The organism is Actinomadura oligospora ATCC 43269, from assembly GCF_000518265.1.
In the GTDB taxonomy this organism is placed as follows: Bacteria; Actinomycetota; Actinomycetes; order Streptosporangiales; family Streptosporangiaceae; genus Spirillospora; species Spirillospora oligospora.
Window position 1 is genome coordinate 347,867 of sequence record NZ_JADG01000007.1, and the last position, 22,622, is coordinate 370,488.

Here is a 22,622-nt window from a genome sequence, read left to right on the forward strand (position 1 = left end):
CGAGGCGCGCCGCTCCCGCTGGGGAGGGCGCGCCTCGTCGTCTTGCGGCGCGGGTCGCCTTCGGGCGGCGGCAAACGGGCGCGGGCCGCCGCCCATCTCTGGACGGCGGCCCGCGTCGGCCTTTCAGCGCGGTGTCCCGCTCAATCGAACTCGCGAGGAGGCGTCCCCGAGTACTGGGGAAGCGCCTGCGGCTGGAGCCCGTTCGGACCGGGGTCGTTCGGCCCCTTGGTGCAGTCCGGGTTGTCCGGGTGTGCGTCGCACCACCACTTCGGCTGCGGGTTGCCCGCGCCGCGCGGCGGCTTGTTCGGGTCGCAGAGCGGCTGGTTCTCCCACTGGCACGCCGGCTTGCCACCGGGCGGCGTGGACGGGGGCGTCGACGGAGGCGGCGTCGTCGGAGTGGTCGGGGTGGTCGGCCTGCACGCCTTCCGGCCCTTGCCCGGGCCCGGGGTCTGGCCGGCCGGGCAGCTCGGGGCCTCGGTCGGCGAATCGGTCGGCTTCGGCGAGGCGGTCGGCTGGTCCCACTGCTTGGGCTGGGTGCCCTCGTAGGTCGGAGCCGGGAACGGCTTCGCCGCGAGGTTCTCCCCTTGGATGACCTTCTCCATGAAGGACTTCCAGATCTTCGCGGGGATCGTGCCACCGTAGACGCTGTTGCCCTGGAAGCCGGGGATGTTCTGGATCGTCTTGTGATCCTTGTTGAACATCGTCACGGCCGTGGACAGCTGCGGAACGTAGCCCACGAACCAGGCGGCGACGTTCTGTTCGGTGGTACCCGTCTTACCGGCGACCTGGCGTCCGTCGGCGAGCTTCGCCTTCGTCGCGGTACCGCTGCGCACCACCGCCTGCATCGCGACGTCGGCCTGGGCGGCGAGATCCGCGCTCATGATCCGCTGGGGCTTCTGCTTGTCCCACGGAAGCGGAACGCTCACCCACTTCTTGCTGTTCGGGTTGTAGCGCTGGATCTTCTTGATCAGGTGCGGGGTGACCTTCAGGCCGCCGTTGGCGAAGGCCGCGTAGCCGGCCGCCTGGTTGACCGCGGGAACGTCGGCGATACCGAGGGAGATACCACCCGGGATGCCGCCGCCGGCCTGCTTGATGCCGTCGATCGACTTCTGCGGGACGCCGAAGTCCATGGCGGTCTTGGCGACCTCGTTCGTCCCCAGCTTGAGGCCGAGCTTGACGTAGGCGGTGTTGACCGACTTCTCGGTCGCCTTGACCAGGTCGATGACGCCCATGGGCGGGTCGCCCTCGTCGTTCTGGACGCGGTAGCCGCCCTTCACGCGGCACGACTCCGGGGAGACCCCGGCGTTCAGGTCCTCGCCCTGGGAGTCGAAGCACTGGGGCGAACGGCCGTCGATCGTGGACTTGACGCTGAAGCCCTGCTTGAGCGCCGTCGCCAGCACGTAGGGCTTGAAGGACGAACCGGCCTGGGCACTGGGGTTGAAGACGGTGTCGTAGTCGCCGTTGTGCCGCTTGTCGCCGCCGTAGAACGCCTTGATCTCACCGTTGCTCGGGTCCACGGAGACCAGGCCGTTGTAGACGCTCTTCGGCCACTGCTTGACGCCCGCCTCGTTCACCGCGTCCTGGGCGTACTTCATCCACTTGGGTTCGAGGGTCGTGGTGATCTTGCCGCCGTCCTTGTCCCAGGTGTCGTCGAAGCCGAGTCCCTTCAGCTCCGCTTCCACCCGCTGCTGGATGTAGACGGCCTGCGAGTTGCCCTTGACGTCGCTCCAGCGCCGGGTGGTATGGGGGAACTGGGCGTCCTGGTTCTGCTTGTCGGTGATGACGCCCATCTTGACCATGCCGTTCAGGACGTAGTGCCAACGCTCGACCAGCAGCTTGTGGTTGATCGTGGTGCCCTGGGTGGCGAAGAAACTCGGCCGCTGGATCATCGCGGCGAGCATCGCGGCCTGGCTGTAGTCGAGCTTTCCGACGTCCTTACCGAAGTAGGCCCGCGAGGCGGCCTGGATCCCGTAGGCGTTGCGCCCGAACGGGACCGTGTTCAGGTACATCTCCAGGATCTGGTTCGGGTCGACCTTGCGCCGGAGCTTGATGGAGATGAAGATCTCCTTCACCTTCCGGCTCATCGTCTTGTCCCGGCTCAGGCCCGAGTAGTAGTTACGGGCGAGCTGCTGGGTGATGGTCGAACCACCCTGGACGTCGCCGCCGGTCACCGTCTTGTAGACGGCGCGGCCGAGGCCCTTGGGCGAGACGCCCCAGGTCTCACCGTAGAAGTTGCGGTCCTCGGCGGCGAGCACCGCCTTCTGGACGACCGGCGGCACCTGCTTCAGCTGGACGCTCTGCCGGTGCGTGCCGGTCCGCACGATCGGCGTGCTGCCGTTCGCCCACGTGATCGTCGTGCCCTGGGCGTTCACGCCGTCCTGGGCGGTCTTGGGCACGTCGGTGAGCATGTAGCCGACCACGATCAGCGTCGTGAACGCGAGCACGCACAGCGCCGTGACGGCCGCGACGATCTTCCAGGACGGGACGTAGCGTCGCCAGCCCTCCTTGCGCGGCTTGCCGTTCTTGCCGCCGCCACCGGCGCCGCCTCCGCGGCGTCCGCGGCGGCCTTCGCTCTCCTCCGCGCCCCAGAAGTCGTCTCCTCCCGGACCGCCAGGACCACCTGGCCCGCCGGGGCCGCTCGGCCCGCCGGGCCCACCGGGGCCGCCGGGGCCGCTCGGCCCACCGGGCCCACCGGGGCCTCCCGGGCCGCCGGGACCGCCGGGACCACCCGGTCCACCGCCGCCGGGGCCGCGGCCTCCGGGGCCTCCCGGGCCGCCGGGGCCCATGGGGCTACCGACGCCGGGACCGCCGGGGGCGGCGCGGCGCGGCGCGTTCGGGGGTGCGGCGCGGCGGCCTGGGGCCTGCCTGCCTCCACCCTGGCGGGACGGCGCGCCCCGGCCTCCGACGCGGGCAGGTCTGCGACCTCGCGCGGGGGCGCCGGGGTCACCGTTCGGTGTACCCCGGCCGGGGGGCATGGCGCTACCGCCGGGGCGGTTGGGGCCCTGCCCCTGGGGCGGGCCCTCTCCGTATTCCGGTCCGTATTGGCTTCGGTAACTCACACGACCTCATTGGTGGGGGTACGGCTGTGCGCTGTCCGAGAGTACTGCGCACCACGGGGCGCTGGGGGCGGCCCTGACGCTCCCGGACGACGGATCAACGCGGGAACGACACAAAAAATCCCAGTTCAAGGGCGGATTTACGCTTTTGTCACCGAATGAGCCAGATCACGCTGAGCATCGACCCGAGCACCCACAGTCGATGACGGGCTTCTCACTCCCCCTGACAAGACGCGAGCCCGGCCCGACGGGTTGTCGGGCCGGGCTCGGCGTCAGCCGGTCGGTTCCAGGGTCACGGTCTCGTCCGGGGCGGTGTCACGAGCAGTCTCGGACGGTCCGTCACGGAGTTCGGCCAGACCGGGCCGTTGTTGCCCCGCCCCTTCTTGTGACCCTTGCAGCGCGGGTCGCCGGAGTGCATGGAGCACCACCAGTTCGGCGGCGGGTCGGACGGCGGCTGGTTCGGGTTGCAGTTGCCGTCCGGGAAGGGCGACTGGCACGGCTGCTGGCCGTTGCCATTGCCGTCGCCGTTACCGCCCCCGTTGCCGTCACCGCGGCACTGCGGGTCGTACTGCGCCCACGGGTTGTTGTCGCACCACGGCGGACGCTTGTCCTTCTTCTTCTCCTTGTAGACGTCCACCCACTTCTGCGGGGTGCCGACCCACGCGGGCGGCGGGAAGTCCTGCGCCGCCATGCCCTTGGTGGCCTCGGCCATGTAGGCGTGCCAGATCTTCGCCGGGACGCTGCCGCCGACGACCTCGCCGATGCCGGGCACGACCAGCGTCTTCCGGTCGTTGTTGTACATGGTCACGGCCGTCGAGATCTGCGGGACGTACCCGACGAACCACGTCGCGATGTTCTTGTCGGTCGTACCGGTCTTACCGGCCACCGGACGGTCCGAGAGCGCCGCCGAGGGCGCGGTGCCGCCCGGCTTCACCGGCTGCTGCAGCGCGTAGGTGACGTCCTGCGTGATCGGCTTGGACAGCGCGGCCCGCTTCACCTGCCAGTCGAGCTTCTTGTAGACCTTGCCGTCCGACGTGCCGACCCTGCGGATCACGTGCGGCTGGTACCAGGTGCCGCCGTTGGCGAACACCGAATACCCGGACGCCTGCTCGATCGGTCTGATGTTGTTGATGCCCAGCGCGATGCCGTACTTGTCCTTGTAACTCCCGACCATGTCGGAACTCACGCCGAGTTGTTCGGCCATCGAGACGATCTCGGACGGGCCGGTCTTCAGCGACAGCTGGGCGAACGCGGTGTTCGTCGACTCCTTCATCGCCTGGATGAGCGTGATCCCGCCCTTGGCCTGGTGGGAGTTCGGCAGCCCGCCCTGCGTCACGTCGTTGGGCGCGCCGCCCGCGACCGAGTTGCCCTGGCCGTCGAAGCCCCGTCCGGACCGTCCCTCGACCAGGCTCTTCAGGCCGTAGCCCTTCTCCAGCGCGGCGGCCAGTACGTACGGCTTCATCGCCGATCCGGCCTGCGCGCTGCCCATCCAGACGTTGTCGTAGGAGTCCTTCAGGTAGCTCGGGCCACCGTAGATCGCCTCGACCTCGCCGTTGCCGGTGTTGACGGACGCCAGCCCGAGGCGGATGTGCTTCTTCAGCAGCTTGTTGGGATCGACGCCCGGAACCGTCGTCTCGACGGCCCTCCTCGCGGCGGTCATCTTGCGCTGGTCGAACGTCGTGGTGACCCGCAGGCCCTTCTCGATGACCATCTGCTCGGTGATGCCCTGCCGGTCCAGCTCCTTCAGCGCGCGCTTGATGATGTAGCCGCGCTGCCCGCCGAACGTGGACGGACCGCCGATCTCCTTCGTCGCGGGCATCTGCTTGCTGTACTGCGCGTACTGCTGGTCGGTCAGGTGGTTCATCTTGCGCATGCCGTCCAGGACGTACAGGTAGCGCGCCTTGGTCTCGGCCACCCACTGCTTGTTGCCGCTGCGCGGGTCGTACTTGCCCGGCTGCTGGATGATCGCGGCGAGCAGCGCGCCCTGGTCCGGCTTGAGCTCGTTGACGTGCTTGCCGAAGTAGGTGTTGGACGCTGCCTCGATGCCGTAGGAGTTGCGGCCGAAGTAGATCGTGTTCAGGTACAGCTCGAGGATCTTGTCCTTGCTGCCGAGCTTGTCCTCCAGCTTCAGCGAGATGAACAGCTCCTGGAACTTACGGCTCATCGTCCGCTTGTCGTTCAGGTAGTAGTTCTTCGCGAGCTGCTGGGTGATCGTCGAGCCGCCCTGCGTGTCGCCGCCGGACAGGTTCGTCCACACGGCCCGGCTGATGCCCGAGATCGAGAAGCCGCTGTCGGAGTAGAAGGAGCGGTTCTCGGCGGCGACGACCGCGTAGCGGACGTCCACCGGCACCTTGCTGATCGGGACGGTGACGCGGTTCTTGCCGATCCGTCCGACCTCGGTCTTGCCGTCGTTGTAGTAGAAGATCGCGGCCGTCTTCGTCGCGTCCGCCTTCCCCTCGTCCGGGACGGGCGTCTGGGCGTACGCGATGCCGATCATCGTCCCGAGGCCCGCCGAGACCAGCAGCCCGGACCCGATGACCAGCTTCCAGGACGGCAGGAACCGCCGCCAGCCCGTCGTCCGGGACCGCAGGTGGTCGTACCAATGCCGCCGGCCGCTCTCCGGCGGCTTCCGCCGCCGCCCGCCGCCGCCCGGACCGCCAGGCCCACCGGGACCGCCAGGCCCACCGGGCCCTCCCGGACCTCCGGGACCTCTCGGACCTTCCGGCTCTCCGTACCCGAATGTGAACACGCCGGGCATGGCACCCTCACCCGGCAGCCCTCTCGGAGCACCGCCCGGCCGACCAGAACCGCCCGGCCGACCAGACCCGCCAGGCCCAGGCATCCCGAAGCTGTTCGGCCCACCCGGGCCGTTCGGACCACCCGGGGTACCGGGCCTCGGCCCACCGGGACCGTTCGGACCGGCCATGCCACCACCGGGCACACCAGGGCTGCCCGGCATCCCCATGCCAGACGCCCCGCCGGGGCCGCCAGGCGCACCTGGGCCTCCAGGCGTGCTCGGGCCGTTCGGGGTTCCCATGCCGATGGGCCCGTTCGGGCCGGGCTTGGGGGGAAGGCCAGGGGTGTCGAAGCTCGCCGTCGCGCCGGGCCCGCCCGGGGCGCCCTGGCCGCCGAACGACGGGGCGCCGGGGCCCGGGGTGTTCGGCCCGTGCGGGGGCGGCGAGGCCGGGGCGCCGGGGCCGCCGAAGGACGGCGAGCCCGGCGGAGGGGTGGCGCCGGACGGGGCGTTCGAACCGGACGGGGCGTTCGAACCCGTCCCGCCACTGAGGGGGGCGGAGCCGAAGCCGCCCGCGCCACCGGCGGCGGAGCCGGTCGCGGACGTCCCTCCCGGACCGGGCGGGGATCCGAAACCCCCCGAAAGGATGTCTGGTTCGCCCGGGCCCGCGGACGGCGGAGAGCCGCCCGGAGCAGGGCTGTCACCGGGGCCGCCGAAGGCGCCGAAGGCGTCGCGGCCGGGGGTCGGGGAGGGGTTCGCGGACGTGTCCGGGCTGCCGCCGGGCGCGGGGACGTGCCGTCCGCCCGGCCGCAGCGGACCGGGTTCCGGTCGGGGCTGGCCTGGAGTGCTCACGTGACCTCGTTCGGCAGGGGACAACGACAGATGTGGTGTCGGAAGAGTACTGGGCCACCCGGTGAACGGGAGAGGCACGTGCCGGACGCCGGCGGGCCCTGGGGACGGCTCGCGGCGGCTCGCACGCGGGCCCGGAACGGTGAACGGGCAGGTCCGGCAGGGGGTTCCCGGCGGACGGGCGGGCTCACCGATCGGGCGGCGGATCTCCGTGACCGAGGACATAGGAACGCGAAAGGTGGTTCCACGAGCAACCCTGGCACACCTCGACCACATAGACCCGGAACTCGCCGTACCGGCGCGCCATCTCGGCCAGCTCGGCGGTGCCGGTGACCCGCCCGTCGAGACGTCCGAGCTCGTCCCCGTAGACGTACCGGACGAGGGTCAGCGGGACGGCGTGGCAGACCGGGCAGGGCGTCTCGGTCGGCTCCCCGTGGAACCGGGCGGCGCGGAGCAGGTAGGGCTGGGCGTCGCAGGCGTCCGCCCGGGTGAGGTGTCCGGCGCGCAGCTCGGCGAGGGCCGCGCGCTTGGCCAGGCCGTAGTCGACGACCAGCCGCGGCCTCATGGGCGGCGGTCCCGAGCGCCGTGTCCGGCCCGCATGCCAGCAGGGTAAGCCGCCCGGCCCGCCCGGGGAAGATCGCCCGCTTCGCCGCCACGGCAGGGGGCTGCGGCGCGGAGGACCGCCCACGCCGCCGCCCAAGAACATCCGCTCCACGGAGGACCGCCGACTCCGCTGCCCGAGGGCATCCGCTGCCCGGAGGATCGTCCGACTCCACTGCCCGAGGGCGTCCGCTGCGCGGAAGCAGAGCGGCGCCGGGACGTCTGCTCCATGGACGCAGAGCGGTGCCGGGGCGTGCGCCGTGCGGAGGCAGAGCGGTGGCAGAGCCTCCGCAGCGGGCCTAACCTCGCGGGAAATTGCAGGTCAGGGGCAGGGCGTCCGGTGCGTGTGGCGGTGATCGCATCGGGCGGACTTGCCAGGACGCGCGGTGGTACGTATCTTTCAGATGTATCGAGTCGATACATTCACTCGATACATCACATGGAGATATCGGCTCTGCGAACGAACGGACGGGACAACTCATGGCGGGCAAGAAGGGCGCGGGCGTGCTGGAGCTCGCCGTGCTCGGGCTGCTCCACGAGTCCCCGATGCACGGGTACGAGCTGCGCAAGCAGCTCAACATCCTGCTCGGCATGTTCCGCGCGTTCTCGTACGGCTCGCTGTACCCGTGCCTCAAGCAGCTCCTCGCCAAGGGGCTCATCGTCGAGGACCGGCCGCAGGAGCCGACCGTGCCCCTGGCACTGCAGAGCCGGCGCTCGAAGATCGTGTACAAGCTCACCGCCGAAGGCAAGGAGCGGCTCGAGCAGCTGCTCACCGAGGCCGGTCCGGCGGCGTGGGAGGACGAGGGGTTCGGCGTTCACTTCGCCTTCTTCTCGCACACCCGCGCCGACGTGCGGCTGCGGATCCTCGAAGGCCGGCGCAGCCGGCTGGAGGAGCGCCTCGAGAGCGTGCGCGCCGCGCTGGCGCGGACCCGCGAGCGGGTCGACTCGTACACCCTCGAGCTGCAGAACCATGGGCTCGAATCCGTCGAGCGCGAGGTCCGCTGGCTCAACGAGCTGATCGGACGCGAGCGGGCGGAGCAGGAACAAGCCAGAACTTCAGAACGCATTCAATCGATTCAGAACATGCCTCGGGAGACCGGCCGCTGACACGCGGCACGGCCTCGAGAGGGACAGGTGAACACCACCTCATGTCCCGCAGAGGTGGCGTTCGTCCTCCGGGGCGAGCGAGGATCGCAAACCGCTACAGAGAAGGAGCTACCGGATGGGTTCGGTGCGCGTAGCCATCGTGGGTGTGGGCAACTGCGCCTCTTCGCTCGTCCAGGGTGTCGAGTTCTACAAGGACGCGGCCCCCGAGACGCGTGTCCCCGGCCTCATGCACGTCCAGTTCGGCGACTACCACGTCGGTGACGTCGAGTTCGTCGCCGCGTTCGACGTGGACGCCAAGAAGGTCGGCATGGACCTGTCCGAGGCGATCCACGCCAGCGAGAACAACACGATCAAGTTCGCCGACGTCCCGCCGTCGGGCGTGATCGTCCAGCGCGGCCACACCTACGACGGTCTCGGCGAGTACTACCGCGACATGGTCGAGGAGTCGGACGCCGCGCCGGTCGACGTCGTCCAGGCCCTGAAGGACGCCAAGGTCGACGTCCTCGTGTCCTACCTGCCGGTGGGCTCCGAGGACGCGGACCGCTTCTACGCGCAGTGCGCCATCGACGCCAAGGTCGCGTTCGTCAACGCGCTGCCGGTGTTCATCGCCTCCGACCCCGAGTGGGCCGCCAAGTTCACCGAGGCGGGCGTCCCGATCGTCGGCGACGACATCAAGTCCCAGGTCGGCGCGACCATCACCCACCGCGTGATGGCCAAGCTGTTCGAGGACCGCGGCGTTGAGCTGCTGCGCACCTACCAGCTCAACTTCGGCGGCAACATGGACTTCATGAACATGCTGGAGCGCAAGCGCCTGCAGTCCAAGAAGATCTCCAAGACCCAGTCGGTCACCTCCCAGATCCCGCACGAGATGGCCAAGGCCGACGTGCACATCGGCCCGTCCGACCACGTGCCGTGGCTCGACGACCGCAAGTGGGCCTACGTCCGCCTCGAGGGCAAGTCCTTCGGCGACACCCCGCTGAACCTGGAGTACAAGCTCGAGGTCTGGGACTCCCCGAACTCGGCCGGCGTCATCATCGACGCGGTCCGCGCCGCCAAGATCGCCAAGGACCGCGGCATCGGCGGCCCGATCCTGTCGGCCAGCTCCTACTTCATGAAGTCCCCGCCGGAGCAGTACTCCGACGACGACGCGCGCGACGCCGTCGAGGCCTTCATCAAGGGTGAGCTCGACCGCTGACCCGAGCCTTGAGGCGGCCGGTGTGAACCGGCCCGCGCCAAGCGCCGGCGGCTGAACGGCCGCCCGAGTGACCCCTGACGGGTTCGTCCCGTCAGGGGTCACTTTGTTTCATAGGGAAAATCGGCATACAGCGCCCGTTGTCACGCTCTGGCTCTACCCTGACACCCCGCGTGATATCTCCGGGAGGCTCCGATGTCAGCACCGGCGTGGCGCCCCGTCCGCCGTCCCCCCGCCCGGTTCTCCCCGGACCGGACGCCGGGGCGGACGATCACGGTGGTGGCGGTCGCCGTGATGGCGGGGGTCGCGGCGGGCTGCGGGGGCTGGCCGGGGCGGTCCGACGCGCGCCACGCCGGGGTGCCCCGGGACGGCGGGACGCTGCGCGTCGTCGGGTCGTCCGACGTCGAGCACCTGGACCCGGCGTCGGCGGAGAGCGTGGGCGCGCGCGGGCTGGGCCGGACGTTCGCGCGCACGCTGTTCGGGACGATCGCGTCCAACGTGTTCGCCGAGACCGTCCCCGTGCGCCCGGACGTGGCGGAGCGGCTCCCGACCCGCGCGAACGGCGGCGTCAGCGCGGACGGCCTGACCTACACCGTCCGGCTGCGCGGCGGCGTCCTGTGGGACACCGCGCCGCCGCGCCCGGTCACCGCGCCGGACTTCGTGCGCGGGTTCAAGCGGCTCTGCAATCCGGCCGTGCCGTCCGCCGGGACGGGCTACTTCACCTCGACGCTGCGCGGCATGGACGCCTACTGCCGGGGGTACGCGCGTCTCGGGGCGCACGGCGTCAGCGCGGCCACGTCCGGTTCGTCCGACGCGGACGCGCGTGCCGCCGCCGCGTTCGCCGCCTACCAGAACGGCCACGACATCGAGGGCGTGCGCGCCACCGACGACCGGACGCTGGTGTTCCGCCTGGTCAGGCCCGCCTCCGACTTCCTCAGCCTCCTCACGCTCGAGTACACCGCGGCCGCGCCGCGCGAGTACGACGGCCACCTGCCGGACGGACCGGTCTTCAGGCGGCACACGATCTCGGACGGCCCGTACCGAATCTCCGAGTACCGTCCGAACACCTCGTTCCTGCTCACCCGCAACCCGGCGTGGCGTGCCGGGAGCGACCCGCTGCGCGAACGGCACGTGGACCGCATCCGGATCACGCTGGGGCAGGACTCGCCCGAGGCCGTGCAGCAGCAGCTGGAGACCGGCGCGGCCGACCTCGCCTGGGACCAGCCGGTGCCCTCCTCGGCGCTGCCGCGGCTGCGGTCCGGCCGCGACCGAAGGTTCGCCGTCCGGGAAGCGCCCTCGACCAGCCCCTATGTGGTCTTCAACCTGCGCAGCCCGAACAACGGACACGCCCTGGCCGACCGGAACGTGCGCCGCGCCCTCGCCTACGCGGTCGACCGCTCCGCCCTGGTCAAGATCGTCGGCGGGCCGGCCGTGGCCCGCCCGCTGCACACGGTCATCCCGCCCGGCACCACCGGGTACGCGCCCGCCGACCCGTTCCCGACGCCCGACGACTCCGGCGACCCCGCCACCTGCCGCCGTCTGCTGGCCTCGGCAGGCTATCCGCGGGGTCTGACATTCCGGTTCCCGTACCGCGTGAACAGCGTCCACCGGCTGATCGCCGAGTCGCTGCGGCAGAACCTCGCGGCCTGCGGCGTCCGGGCCGTCCTGTTCCCGGACACCGGCGGCGGCTTCTACGCCCGGACGCTCTCCGACCCCGCCCGCGGCGCGGCGGGCGCGTGGGACATCGCCGCGCCCGGCTGGACGCCCGACTGGTACGGCTCGAACGGCCGCTCGGTGCTGCTCCCCCTGCTGTCCGGGCGTTCGCTCGGCCCGGGCTCCACGAACTTCGGCGGCTACGAGAACCCGCGGGTGGACGCGCTGATCGACCAGGCGCTCACGGCGCCGTCCGAGGCGAGGGCCGCCGACGCCTGGCGGCAGGCCGACCGCACCGCGACCGGGGACGCCGCGATCCTCCCGCTGCTCGACCGCTCACACACGATCTTCATGTCGTCCCGCGTCCGCGACGCCCTCTTCCTCCCGACGTCCGCCGGATACGACTACACCCACGTCCGCCTCGCCCAGTGACCTCCTACCCCTGTTCCTCGCTAGCCGGGTCCTCAGCGGCACCGCCGAGGAGTTGCTCAGGCTGTAGCGGGCCGGGGGGCCGTCCCGCCGCGATCCCGTACTGAATAGGGGTTTCGACGTCTTTGGTGAGGTATTGTCCTCCGCTCCGGTTGATCATCCCAGCGGAGGTGCCATGGCCGTCGCCCCGAACGCCTACGAGGCCCGATGGAACGCCTTGTGCGCCGCGCTGGACGACCATCCGGCGATCAGAGTCTCGTACCGGTTCGACGGCGGCATCGACGCGGCGGTCACGGACACCGAGGCCGCGTGGGCAACGCTGGCCGGGAACACCGGCGCCACCGCCCCGGCGGGCCTCGCCGACCGCTTCCACCGGTTCCGCACGCTGGGACGCCAGTGGAGCGCCGAGGAGTCCGGCGTCCATGGAGAGTTCTTCCTGACGCACCTCGCGGCGGCGAAGCCGCAGGGCTACGAGTCGCGCATCGACTCCTGGCTGGACGGGGAGCTCTTCTCGTCCTCGGAGCTGCGCATCATCGACGAGCATCCGATCACCGGCACGGGCAGCCTCGCCGGGATACGGCCGCGCCCCGGCGGGACCGAACCGGAGCTGTGGTGGTCCACGATCCGGTACGCCGACTGGAAGCTGGACATCGGGTACGGCGAGTACATGGACGCGCTGACGCTCACCCGGGGCGCCTTCGACTGGCAGTTCCTCTTCACCGCAGCGCCGCTCGCGTCGGAGGAGTTCGACCGGGTGCGGGCCCGGCTGGAGCGGACGCTCGACACGCTGCCCGCCCTGTTCCCCGAGGACGACTTCGGCCCGCTCAGGCGGCGTTTCGAGGAACGTCTGCGATGACGGTCCCCCGGTTGGACGCGGCGCGGTAGGCCAGCGCGCCCAGCACGTACACGGCGGCGACCGCGACGACCGTCCCGGCCGAGACGCCGCTCGTGGGCAGCCAGCTCGCCGCGAGCGCCGCCGACGCGGCGAACGTGGCGTTGAAGAGCATGTCGTAGACCGCGAAGACCCGTCCCCGGTAGGCGTCCTCGACGGTCTCCTGGAGGATCGTGTCCACGCACAGCTTCACGCCCTGCGAGGTGACGCCCAGCGCGAACGACGCCGCCGCCCACGCGATCTCCTGGAACGGCAGTCCGAGCACGAGCACGCACGCCCCGCCGCCCGCCAGCAGCACCGTGATCCACGCCTGCTTGGTGATCCGCCGCACGACCGCCGGGGTGACCAGGGCGGCGGCGAAGTAGCCCACGCCCGACACGCCGAGCATGATCGCGGCGACGCGCAGCCCCTCCTCGGCGTCGCCGGTGAAGTGGCCCCGGCACAGCAGCAGCGTCTGCATCAGCACGACGCCGTACAGGAACCGGTGGAACGAGATCGCGCCGAGCGCCAGCGCCGCCGGACGGAGCCGCGCGATGTGCCGCGCGCCGTCCACCAGGCCGTGCAGCACCTCCCGGGCCGTCCCGCCGCCGGTCGGCTCGCCCGCGTGCGGTCCGAGCAGGTCGCGCGGCAGCAGCAGGGCGAGCGCCCCGGCGAGCATGAACATCGCGGCGGCGGCCACGAGGATGAGCGCGGTGCCGTCCGGGCCCGCACCGAACACGCCGCGCATCAGGTAGCCGAGGCCCGCCCCGACGAACGCGATGATCGTCCCGGACGTCACGGCGAACGCGTTGGCCGTGACGAGCTGCTCGCGCCGCACGACGTGCGGGAGCGCCGCCGAGAGCGCGGACAGGAAGAACCGGTTCACCCCGAGGACGGCCAGGCCGCCGACGAAGAAGGGCAGGCCGTCCGCGTCGACCGCGACCATGGCCGCGACGAGCAGGACGACCGCCGAGCGCAGCACCGGTGCGCGCGCGAGGATCTGGCGGCGTCGCCAGCGGTCCAGGAACACGCCCGCGAACGGGCCGAGCGCCGAGTACGGCAGCAGGGTGATCGCGAACGCCGCCGCCGCCTTGCCCGCCGACGCCTGCCGCTCGGGCGAGAAGAACACGTATCCGGCCAGCGCGACCTGGAAGACGCCGTCGGTGAGCTGGGAGACCAGGCGCACGGCGTACAGGCGGCGGAAGTACCGTCCGCCCAGAATCCGCCGCAGCTCCCCAGCCCTCATCCGATCACTTTAGTCAGCGCGGCACCCCTCAGGGCCACGCCGGTCAGGCACGTATCGCTCAAACACGCGCCGGTCAGGCGCGCGCCGCTCAGGCGCGCGCCCGTCCGACACGTGCCGGTCAGGGGCGGGGCTCGGCCGCCGCCGCGAACATGGCGTCCGCGATGTGCTCCAGATCGTCCTCGGTGCAGACGTACGGCGGCATCGCGTAGATCAGCTTCCCGAAGGGACGCAGCCAGACGCCGTGCGCCATCGCGGTGTCCTGGACGGTCGGCATGTCCACCGGCTCGTCCATCTCGATCACCGCGATGCCGCCCAGGACGCGGACGTCGGCCACGCCCGGCAGCTCGCGCGCGGGCTCCAGGCCCGCCGTCAGGACGGCCTCGATCGTGTCGATCTCGGAGCGCCAGTCGCGGGACAGCAGCAGATCGATCGACGCGGACGCCACGGACGCGGCCAGCGGGTTCGCCATGTAGGTCGGGCCGTGCATGAGCACGCCCGCCTCGCCCCCGGTGATCGTCCGGGCCACCTCGTCGGTGCACAGCGTCGCGGCCATCGTCATGTAACCGCCGGTCAGGGCCTTGCCGACGCACATGATGTCCGGGACGACCTCGGCGTGGTCGCAGCCCCACATCTCGCCGGTGCGGCCGAAGCCGGTGGCGATCTCGTCCAGGATCAGCGGGACGCCCAGCTCGTCGGCGACCTCGCGGAACGCGTGGAGGTACTCGGGCGCGTAGAACCGCATCCCGCCCGCGCCCTGGACGATCGGCTCGACGATCACTCCGGCGATCTCGTGCGCGTGCTCGGCGGCGAGGCGGCGCAGGCCGTCCAGGTAGCCGGCGTCCGGTTCGGTGTCGTAGCCGAGCGGCGGGACGTCCGCGAACACGTGCCGCGCGAGGACGTCGGAGAACTGGTGGTGCATGCCGTTGACCGGGTCGCAGACGGCCATGTCGCCGAACGTGTCGCCGTGGTAGCCGCCCCGGACGGTCAGCAGCCGGTGCCGTTCCGGCCGACCCTGCGACCGCCAGTACTGCAGCGCCATCTTGATCGCGACCTCGACCGCGACCGAGCCGGAGTCGGCGAAGAACACCTTGGTCAGCGGCCCGGGCGTGAGGTCGACCAGCTTGCGCGCCAGCCGGACGGCCGGCGGATGCGTCAGCCCGCCGAACATCACGTGCGCCATCTTCCCCAGCTGCGCGGTCACCGCCGCGTCCAGCTTCGGGTGCCGGTAGCCGTGGATCGCCGCCCACCAGGACGACATCCCGTCGATCAGCTCCGTGCCGTCCGCGAGGGTCAGCCGCGTCCCGGCCGCCGACACCACCGGGACCGCCGGGACCGCGGCGGGCATCGGCGCGTACGGGTGCCAGATGTGCTCGCGGTCGAAGGCCGTCAGGTCCTCCGCCGCCTGGGGGCTCATCCGCCCGAGCTGGAGGTCGATCATCCTTCGCTCCCGGAGTCCGACGGGGCCCCGGCCGGGACGACGCCCTGCTCGGCACCCCACGCGCGCAGCGCCTCGGTGGCCGCGTCCTTCCCGACCGGTCCCTGGTCGAGGCGCAGCTCGAGCAGGAACTTGTAGGCCTTCCCGACGATCGGGCCGGGACGGATGCCGAGGATCTCCTGGATCTCGTTGCCGTCCAGCTCGGGCCGGATCGCGGCGAGCTCCTCCTCCTCGGCGAGCCGGGAGATCCGCACCTCGAGCTCGTCGTAGGTGCGGCGGAGCCGCTCGGCCTTGCGCTTGTTGCGCGTGGTGCAGTCGGCGCGGGTCAGCTTGTGCAGGCGGGACAGCAGCGGCCCCGCGTCCCGGACGTACCGGCGGACGGCCGAGTCGGTCCACTCGCCCGTCCCGTAGCCGTGGAACCGCAGGTGCAGCTCGACCAGCCGGGACACATCGCCGATGACGTCCTTCGGGTAGCGCAGCTCGGTGAGCCGTTTGCGCGCCATCTTCGACCCGACCATCTCGTGGTGGTGGAAGGAGACGCGCCCGCCCGTCTCGAACCGGCGGGTCTTGGGCTTGCCGATGTCGTGCAGCAGGGCGGCCAGGCGGAGCACGAGGTCCGGGCCGTCCTCCTCCTGCGCGATGGCCTGCTCCAGGACGATCAGCGAGTGCTCGTAGACGTCCTTGTGACGGTGGTGCTCGTCGATCTCCAGCCGCAGCTTCGGCAGCTCGGGCAGGACGTGCGCGGCGAGGCCGGTGTCGACCAGCAGCGCCAGGCCCTCGCGCGGGTGCGCGCCGCACAGCAGCTTCGACAGCTCGTCCCGGACGCGCTCGGCCGACACGATCTCGATCCGGGACGACATCCCGGTCATCGCGGCGACGACGTCCGGCGCGACCGTGAAGCCCAGCTGGGACGCGAACCGGGCGGCGCGCATCATCCGCAGCGGGTCGTCGCTGAAGGAGTCCTCGGGCAGGCCGGGCGTGCGGATCAGGCCGCGGCCGAGGTCCTCCAGGCCACCGAACGGGTCGACGAACTCGTACCCGGGCAGCTTGACCGCCATCGCGTTCACGGCGAAGTCGCGGCGGCGCAGGTCCTCCACCAGGGACGTCCCGTAGGACACCTCGGGCTTGCGGGACCTCGGGTCGTAGGTCTCCGACCGGTAGGTGGTGATCTCCAGCTCGTGGCCGTCCTTGCGCAGGCCGACCGTGCCGAACTCGATGCCGATCGTCCAGACCGCGTCGGCCCAGCCGTCGATCAGCTCCAGGACGCGCTGGGGCGGGGCGTCGGTGGTGAGGTCGACGTCCTTGGTCGGACGGCGCAGCAGGGCGTCGCGGACGGGACCGCCGACGAGCGCGAGCTCGTGTCCGGCGGCGGCGAACCGTCCGGCCAGGTCCTCGGCGACCGGGGCGACGCGGGACAGCAGCTCGGTGATCGCGGCCCTGCCGGCGTCGGGGGCGTTCGGGATCGCGTTGGGATCAGGCACGGCCATCGAGCGTATGTCCTCGGTCGACTGCTGACAAAGCGCTATTCACCGCCGCGACCCCCTCGACGCCTCTATACATGGCGCGATAGCCGGGTTACGTTCTGATCACCCCGCGAGCGCCCGCGCGGCCGACGGTGATCCTCCGTGACAACGGTAGCGGGGAACCCCGGGCGCGCGGTCCACCGCGGGTGCCGCACCGACCGTGGCGGATCCGGTGCGGGCGGACCCGGCCGGGCCAGGGACGCGCCGAGCGGAGTGGATCCCGCGGACGCGCGAGGCGGCCGGGCGACGCCGGAGAGCCGCGGCGGAACGGGGTTTGGGACGTCCGGGGCGCGGCGACGCGCATCGGGACCGGACGCACGGGTATGTGGGGAGGCCCCTCACAGAGTGGCTCACGGGGAAACGGATCACCCACCGGATGCGGGGTGTGGGCCCCGCGGGACGGAGCCGGAGATGAAGGACGCCCTCACCATCCACCGCGCGTTGCTCGGCGGGGAGACACGGCACGAGATCGTGCGCCTGCCCTTCGGGATCGCGACCGCCGACGAGCTCCCCGAGGCGCTCGGACTCCCGGCGGAGCGGTGTCTGGTGACCCGCGTCTACGCCTGCGAGGCCGTCTTCCGCGGCGACCGCTTCCTGGCCGGGGCCGTGGTGTGCGCGGGCCGCCAGCCCCTCCAGGAGGCCGTCCGGCGCGAGGTGGGCGCCCGCCAGGTCCGTCCGGCCCGCGCCGACACCGTCAACGCCGTCACCGAATACGCCGCCGGGCTGGTCTCCCCCCTCCTCCTGCCGGACGCGATGCCGCTCCTGATCGACCGGCGGATCATCGAGTCCCGCTCCCCCGACGACGTCGTCTACACCGCGACCGGCGAACCGTCCACCGCCCTCGGCATCCGCGTCGCCGACCTCCGCCTCCTCACCTCCGCCAAACCCTGCCGCCTCTTCCCGCCTCCCCAGGCCCCGTCCCTGATCATCGAACCCGCCGACCCGCGCGAGCTGAGGACGTCCGGCCGCTGATCAACCCGGTCGGGCCGCCCATGCCGATCAGGCCGGGCCGGTGTCCGGCGCGCCGGAACGGGGGATGGCCCCCTGTGAATCAGGAGTCGCCGGAATGTCGATCTCGGCGACGAGTCGGGCGGGCGGGGGGCTCAGACGGTCGGACGGGAGCCTGGGCGCGGATACCATCGAGCCCGTGGTGCGGAGACTGGACGCCCGGCCGCTTCGAGGCGGTCCCCGGGCTGGCGCGGCGTGAGAGCGGCGGGACGCGTGGCGGCCCTGGCCGCACTGGTGCCCTGCCTTCTCGGGAGCACCGCGCCGGGGGCGTTCGCCCTGCCGTCCGGCGGGACGACCGCGACCGACGCGAAGATCATGACCAGCGCGCTGGCCGCCGAGCCCGCGCTGCCCGACGCGGCGGCCGAGCCGGGCCAGGCGCGGCAGGGGAAGGTGTCGCTCGCGCTGGCGACCGTCAGCCCCAAGGCCGCCGAGGCGTCCGGCAAGCGCTCCAAGGTGCAGATCACCGGCACCGTCGAGAACCGCACCGGGCACCAGCAGACCGGGCTGACCGTCCGGATGCGCTACAACGGCACCCCGCTGAGCTCCCGCGCCCAGCTGGAGCGGTACGCCGCCGGGCAGCCGTCCGCGCTGCTCAGAGGGGTCGGGACCAGGTCCGTCCCGCTCGCCAAGGCGGCCGTGCCGAACGGCTCCCAGTCCTTCTCCCTCAGCGCGAACACCGCCGACATCGGGATGCGGAGCTTCGGCGTGTACCCGGTCGGCGTCGAGGTCGTGAACGCCGCGCAGGAGGTCGTCGCCGGGGTCATCACGTTCGTGACGTTCGCCCCGAAGGCCGGAGACGTGAAGCCGGTCAAGGTCGGCTGGGTCTGGCCGCTGATCGACCGGCAGCACCGCACCGCCGCGGACGGGTTCACCGACGACGACCTGAACACCCAGATGGGCAAGGACGGCCGCCTGTCCGGCCTGGTCTCCGCCGCCGCCTCCACCAGGACCCCGGTGACCTGGGCCGTCGACCCGGCCCTGCTGGACGACGCGCGCCAGATGGCGAGCGGGCCCTACCAGGTCCAGGGCCTGCGCGAGGACACCTCGGTCAAGACGCCGAAGAGCGCCGCCGCGGAGGGCTGGCTGAAGTCGCTCAAGTCGGCGATGAAGTCCGACCAGTACTTCGCGCTGCCCTACGCCGACCCGGACGTGGTCGCGCTCGTCCGCAACAAGCAGAACAACCAGGTCGCGCTCGCCTACCAGAACGCGCAGATCGCCCCGTCCGTGCTGGGCGCGCAGCCGAGCACGGCGATGGCGTGGCCGCCGGCCGGCGTCGCGGGCCCCAGCACGCTGAAGCAGCTGGTCAGGCACGGCCGGGTGGGCAGCGGGCCGATCCTGATGAGCAGCGACAACGCGTTCACCCCGGCCGCCAGCGGCTACACGGCGAACGCGGTGACGACGACGGAGATCGACAACCGGACGCACACCGTCCTCACCTACGACGACAAGCTCGCCGACATCCTCGACCAGAACACCCGGGCGCCCGGCGCGAAGGTGCTGACCGAGCAGCGCTTCCTGGCCGAGACCGCGATGATCACGGCCGAGCGGCCGCAGACCGCGGGCCGGACGCTCGTCGTCGCGCCCGGACGGCACTGGAACCCGCCCGCCGACCTGGCCAAACAGCTGCTCGCCGACACCGCGACCATGCCGTGGCTGAGCACCGCCTCGCTCGACAAGATCGCCCATACGCAGCCCGAGGAACGCCAGCCGAAGGGCTACCCGAACGAGTACGAGGGGTACGAGCTCGGCCGCGGCTACCTCGACCAGGTGCACCGGATCCAGCAGGAGGCCAACTCCTTCGCCTCGATCGTGGTGAACTCGCCCAGCCCCGTGTACCAGCGGGCGGTGCTGCGGCTGGAGTCGGTGTCGTGGCGCGGCAAGCCGTCCGCCGCGTACGCCGCGCGCCGCCGCGTCAGCTCCGAGCTGGCCGACGACACCGGCCGGGTGCGGGTGATCAGCGGGCAGACCGGGCTGGCGGGCAACTCCGGCATGGTGCACATCACGGTCGCCAACGACCTGCCGGACCAGACCGTCCGGGTGATCGTGAACGTCGCGTCGGAGAACACCGCCAAGCTCCAGATCGGCAAGCTGGAGGGGCGCTCCCCGATCGACCTCAAACCGGGCGACAAGGTCACCCGGAACCTGCCGGTCACCGCCAACGGGAACGGGCGGTTCCGGCTCCTGGTGCAGTTGGCGTCCGCCGACGGCCGCGAGTACGGCGAACCGCACGTCATCACCGTCCGGACGACCGGGTATGGACGGACATCGCTCGTCATCACGGGCGGCGCACTTGCCGTACTCTTCGTGGGCGTCGGAGTGCGGGCCATGCGAGCGAGGCGCCGCCGGAAAGCGGAGGCAGCCGGTGACGGACCGACCGGAACGGAACCAGCGACCGGAGCGCCGGGGCCCTACTACCCCGGAGCAGAACCCCTGGTCGCAGGAGACTCCGGGCTACCCGAACCCGGAACAGGAGCCCCCGCGGGCCCCGGGAGCGCCGGGGCACCCGCAGACGCCCCAGCAGCAGCCGGGATACCCGCAGGGCCGTCCACAGGGCGGGGCTCCGGGCCGGCCTCCAGGTCAGCCGCAGAACCCTCCGCACGGGCAGACGCCTCCGCCGGGATACCGGCAGAGCCCTCCGAATACCCAGTGGGACCAGCAGAGGACGCCGCCCCCGCCGAATACGGGACAGCCGAACACCGGCCGTCCGGGGCAGGGGCAGGGGTATCCGGGGCGGCCTCAGGACGTCACGCGTCAGGAAACGGCGCCGGGTCGGCACCACGCTCCGGGAACGACTCCCGCGCCACCGTACGGGACGGCTGGCCCCCAGCCGGGGCAGAACCGTCAGCCGACGGTGCAGATGCCGACGCCGGGACGCCGGACGCCGACGAGTGGGCCGGGACCGGAGGCTGGTTCGGCACACGGTCCGGGTCAAGGACCGGGGCCGGGCATGCCGCCGGGGATGGGGCGGACTCCGAACCCGGGTCGGTTCCAGGCGCCGGGAACGCCGGGAACGGGACGGATCCCGGGGCCGGGACCGGAACCGGGTCGTCCGCCGATGGGGATGGGCACGGCCGCTGAGACCGCGCTCGACCTGCCGATCCCGCCCGGAACCGAGGCGCCGACCGCCCCTCCCGCCGAGACCGGCGGGGGCGACGGCGGCGGAGGCGGGTCGAGCCTGCTGAAGTCGGGCGCCATGATGGCGCTCGGCACGGTCGCGTCCCGCGTGACCGGCTTCCTGCGGACGGCGGCGATCGTCGCCGCGCTCGGCAACGGCGCGCTCCTCGGCATCTACAACACCGCCAACACCTTCCCGAACCAGATCTACGACCTGCTGCTCGGCGGCATCCTGACCAGCGTCATCGTGCCGCTGCTGGTCCGCGCCAAGGAACGTGACAAGGCCTACGGCGAGCAGTACGAGCAGCGCGTGTTCACCCTGTCGGTGCTCGGCCTCGGCGGGCTGTCGGTGCTGGCGATGCTCGCCGCGCCGCTGCTGATCACCCTGTCGGCGCCGTCCTACCACGGGGATGAGCGGAAGATCGCGATCCTGTTCGCGCTGTTCTTCCTGCCCCAGATCTTCTTCTACGGGATCGGCGCGTTCGCGGGCGCGATCCTGAACACCCGCGGATCGTTCGGCGCGCCGATGTGGGCGCCGGTGCTCAACAACGTCGTCATGATCGCGGTCGGCGGGGCCTTCCTGTGGGTGTCCAGCGGCGCGTCGGTCGGCGCGTCCACGATCAGCGACACCGAGTTCTACCTGCTCGCGGTCGGCACCACCGGCGGCATCGTGCTGCAGACGATCGCGCTGTGGCCGTCGCTGCGCCGGGTCGGGTTCCGGTGGCGGCCGAAGCTGAACTTCCAGAAGGGCGAGATCAGCGGCGTCGGCAAGCTCGCCGGCTGGACGCTCCTCTACGTCATGCTGACGCAGGCCGCGTTCACGGTGATCACGGCCCTGTCCAACAGCGCGGGCACCAAGGCGCACAACGCGGGCGTGGGCGACGTGTACGGCTACGGCTCGTACTCCACCGCGTACATGATCTTCCAGCTGCCCTACGCGATCGTCGCGGTGTCGGTGATCACCGCGCTGCTGCCGCGGATGTCCCGGCACGCCTCCGAGGGCGCGTCCCACCTGGTCCGGGACGACTTCTCGTCCGGGCTGCGGCTGTCCTCGGTGATCATCCTGCCGGCGGCGGCGCTGATGGCCGTGCTCGGCCCGGAGATCTCCGTGGTGCTGTTCGCGCACGGCTCCACCTCGGTGTCGGACGCCGAGGTCATCGGCCGCGTCATGCAGGCGTTCGCGGTCGCGCTCGTCCCGTTCTCGTCCTACCAGCTGATGCTGCGCGTGTTCTACGCGCACAACGACACCCGCACCCCGGCGTTCATCGCGTTCGCCACGGTCACCACGAACATCCTCTGCGCGGTCGGGGCCTTCTACCTGCTGCCGCCCAAGTGGATCATCGTCGGGATCGCGGGCGGGTTCGCGCTCGCCAACGTCGTCGGCACCCTGGTCTGCTGGATCGTGCTGCGCCGCAAGCTCGGCGGGCTGGACGGCCGCCGGGTGATCGGCACCCACCTGAAGCTGGCGGTCGCCCTCTGGCCGCTGATCGGCTTCGCCTACGCCGTGCACGCGGTGATCGCCGCCGCGCTCGGCCGCGGCCTGCTGCCCGGCATGCTCGCCCTGATCGTGGGCAGCGCGGGCGGCGGCGTCCTGTACCTCCTCTTCGCCCGCCTCATGCGCGTGGGCGAGGTCCAGGGCATGCTCTCGATGGTCTCGTCCCGCCTCCCCGGCCGCCGCTGACCCCCGCCCCGCGCGGGGCGGTACAGGGTGTGCGGGTCCATACACGTGGGGGCAGGACGTGCGCGTACGAGACACAGATCACGCGAGGCGGAAGACGGGCCTCATGCGCATGCGCGTCCCGGAT

Annotated in this window: 14 protein-coding genes; 7 read left to right on the top strand and 7 right to left on the bottom strand. The window is 71.7% G+C overall.

Features of this window, described 5'->3' with window-relative positions; translation table 11 throughout:
* Positions 1–140: 140 nt before the first annotated feature.
* The 3 genes from P696_RS44715 to P696_RS0111015 all read right to left on the bottom strand — a co-directional run bounded on the left by P696_RS44715 (position 141) and on the right by P696_RS0111015 (position 7,204).
* Positions 141–2,786: a transglycosylase domain-containing protein gene (locus P696_RS44715; protein WP_157429622.1), complete on the bottom strand. Its 2,646-nt coding sequence runs from the start codon at positions 2,784–2,786 to the stop codon at positions 141–143.
* Positions 2,787–3,348: 562 nt separating this feature from the next.
* Positions 3,349–5,805 carry a transglycosylase domain-containing protein gene (locus tag P696_RS44720; RefSeq protein ID WP_170026406.1) on the bottom strand — a complete coding sequence of 819 codons (2,457 nt, stop codon included), beginning with the start codon at positions 5,803–5,805 and terminating at the stop codon, positions 3,349–3,351.
* 1,021 nt (positions 5,806–6,826) lie between these two features.
* Positions 6,827–7,204 (bottom strand): DUF5318 family protein, encoded by a 378-nt coding sequence (locus tag P696_RS0111015; RefSeq protein WP_026412380.1) that lies wholly within the window; start codon positions 7,202–7,204, stop codon positions 6,827–6,829.
* A 515-nt stretch (positions 7,205–7,719) separates the two neighbouring features.
* Between P696_RS0111015 and P696_RS0111020 the strand changes: the two genes are divergently transcribed.
* The 4 genes from P696_RS0111020 to P696_RS0111035 all read left to right on the top strand — a co-directional run bounded on the left by P696_RS0111020 (position 7,720) and on the right by P696_RS0111035 (position 12,476).
* Positions 7,720–8,346 carry a PadR family transcriptional regulator gene (locus tag P696_RS0111020; RefSeq protein ID WP_026412381.1) on the top strand — a complete coding sequence of 209 codons (627 nt, stop codon included), beginning with the start codon at positions 7,720–7,722 and terminating at the stop codon, positions 8,344–8,346.
* Positions 8,347–8,461: 115 nt separating this feature from the next.
* Entirely contained in the window at positions 8,462–9,541 is a 1,080-nt protein-coding gene (locus tag P696_RS0111025) for an inositol-3-phosphate synthase (protein WP_026412382.1), read from the top strand.
* A 192-nt stretch (positions 9,542–9,733) separates the two neighbouring features.
* Positions 9,734–11,623 carry an ABC transporter substrate-binding protein gene (locus tag P696_RS0111030; protein WP_245627603.1) on the top strand — a complete coding sequence of 630 codons (1,890 nt, stop codon included), beginning with the start codon at positions 9,734–9,736 and terminating at the stop codon, positions 11,621–11,623.
* A 172-nt stretch (positions 11,624–11,795) separates the two neighbouring features.
* The gene (locus P696_RS0111035; protein ID WP_026412384.1) at positions 11,796–12,476 is read left to right on the top strand and encodes a hypothetical protein; all 681 of its coding nucleotides are present in this window, start codon (positions 11,796–11,798) and stop codon (positions 12,474–12,476) included.
* On the opposite strand, the gene P696_RS0111040 is transcribed toward P696_RS0111035, so the two are convergent.
* The 4 genes from P696_RS0111040 to P696_RS0111050 are packed head-to-tail and all read right to left on the bottom strand — an operon-like array spanning position 12,445 to position 16,659.
* Positions 12,445–13,737, bottom strand: a complete 1,293-nt coding sequence (locus P696_RS0111040; RefSeq protein WP_026412385.1) for an MFS transporter — start codon at positions 13,735–13,737, stop codon at positions 12,445–12,447. The two genes, P696_RS0111035 and P696_RS0111040, sit on opposite strands and share 32 nt — an antisense overlap.
* On the bottom strand, positions 13,734–13,925 hold the full coding sequence (locus tag P696_RS59245; protein WP_425394145.1) for a pentapeptide repeat-containing protein: 192 nt from the start codon (positions 13,923–13,925) through the stop codon (positions 13,734–13,736). Before P696_RS59245 ends, P696_RS0111040 begins: the two co-directional genes overlap by 4 nt.
* Positions 13,856–15,175, bottom strand: coding sequence for an adenosylmethionine--8-amino-7-oxononanoate transaminase (locus P696_RS0111045; RefSeq protein ID WP_026412386.1), 1,320 nt, complete (start codon positions 15,173–15,175; stop codon positions 13,856–13,858). The genes P696_RS59245 and P696_RS0111045 overlap by 70 nt, the downstream gene beginning before the upstream one ends.
* Positions 15,172–16,659 carry a CCA tRNA nucleotidyltransferase gene (locus P696_RS0111050; protein WP_026412387.1) on the bottom strand — a complete coding sequence of 496 codons (1,488 nt, stop codon included), beginning with the start codon at positions 16,657–16,659 and terminating at the stop codon, positions 15,172–15,174. The genes P696_RS0111045 and P696_RS0111050 overlap by 4 nt, the downstream gene beginning before the upstream one ends.
* 447 nt (positions 16,660–17,106) lie before the next feature.
* Here P696_RS0111050 and P696_RS44725 point away from each other — a divergent pair, with 447 nt between their 5' ends.
* The 3 genes from P696_RS44725 to murJ all read left to right on the top strand — a co-directional run bounded on the left by P696_RS44725 (position 17,107) and on the right by murJ (position 22,498).
* Positions 17,107–17,667, top strand: a complete 561-nt coding sequence (locus P696_RS44725; protein WP_064743994.1) for an aminoacyl-tRNA deacylase — start codon at positions 17,107–17,109, stop codon at positions 17,665–17,667.
* Positions 17,668–17,898: 231 nt separating this feature from the next.
* A complete protein-coding gene (locus P696_RS44730; RefSeq protein WP_211245694.1) occupies positions 17,899–20,781 on the top strand; it encodes a DUF6049 family protein in 2,883 nt (960 codons plus the stop codon).
* Positions 20,759–22,498, top strand: coding sequence for a murein biosynthesis integral membrane protein MurJ (gene murJ, locus P696_RS0111065; protein ID WP_245627604.1), 1,740 nt, complete (start codon positions 20,759–20,761; stop codon positions 22,496–22,498). Before P696_RS44730 ends, murJ begins: the two co-directional genes overlap by 23 nt.
* Positions 22,499–22,622: the final 124 nt, after the last annotated feature.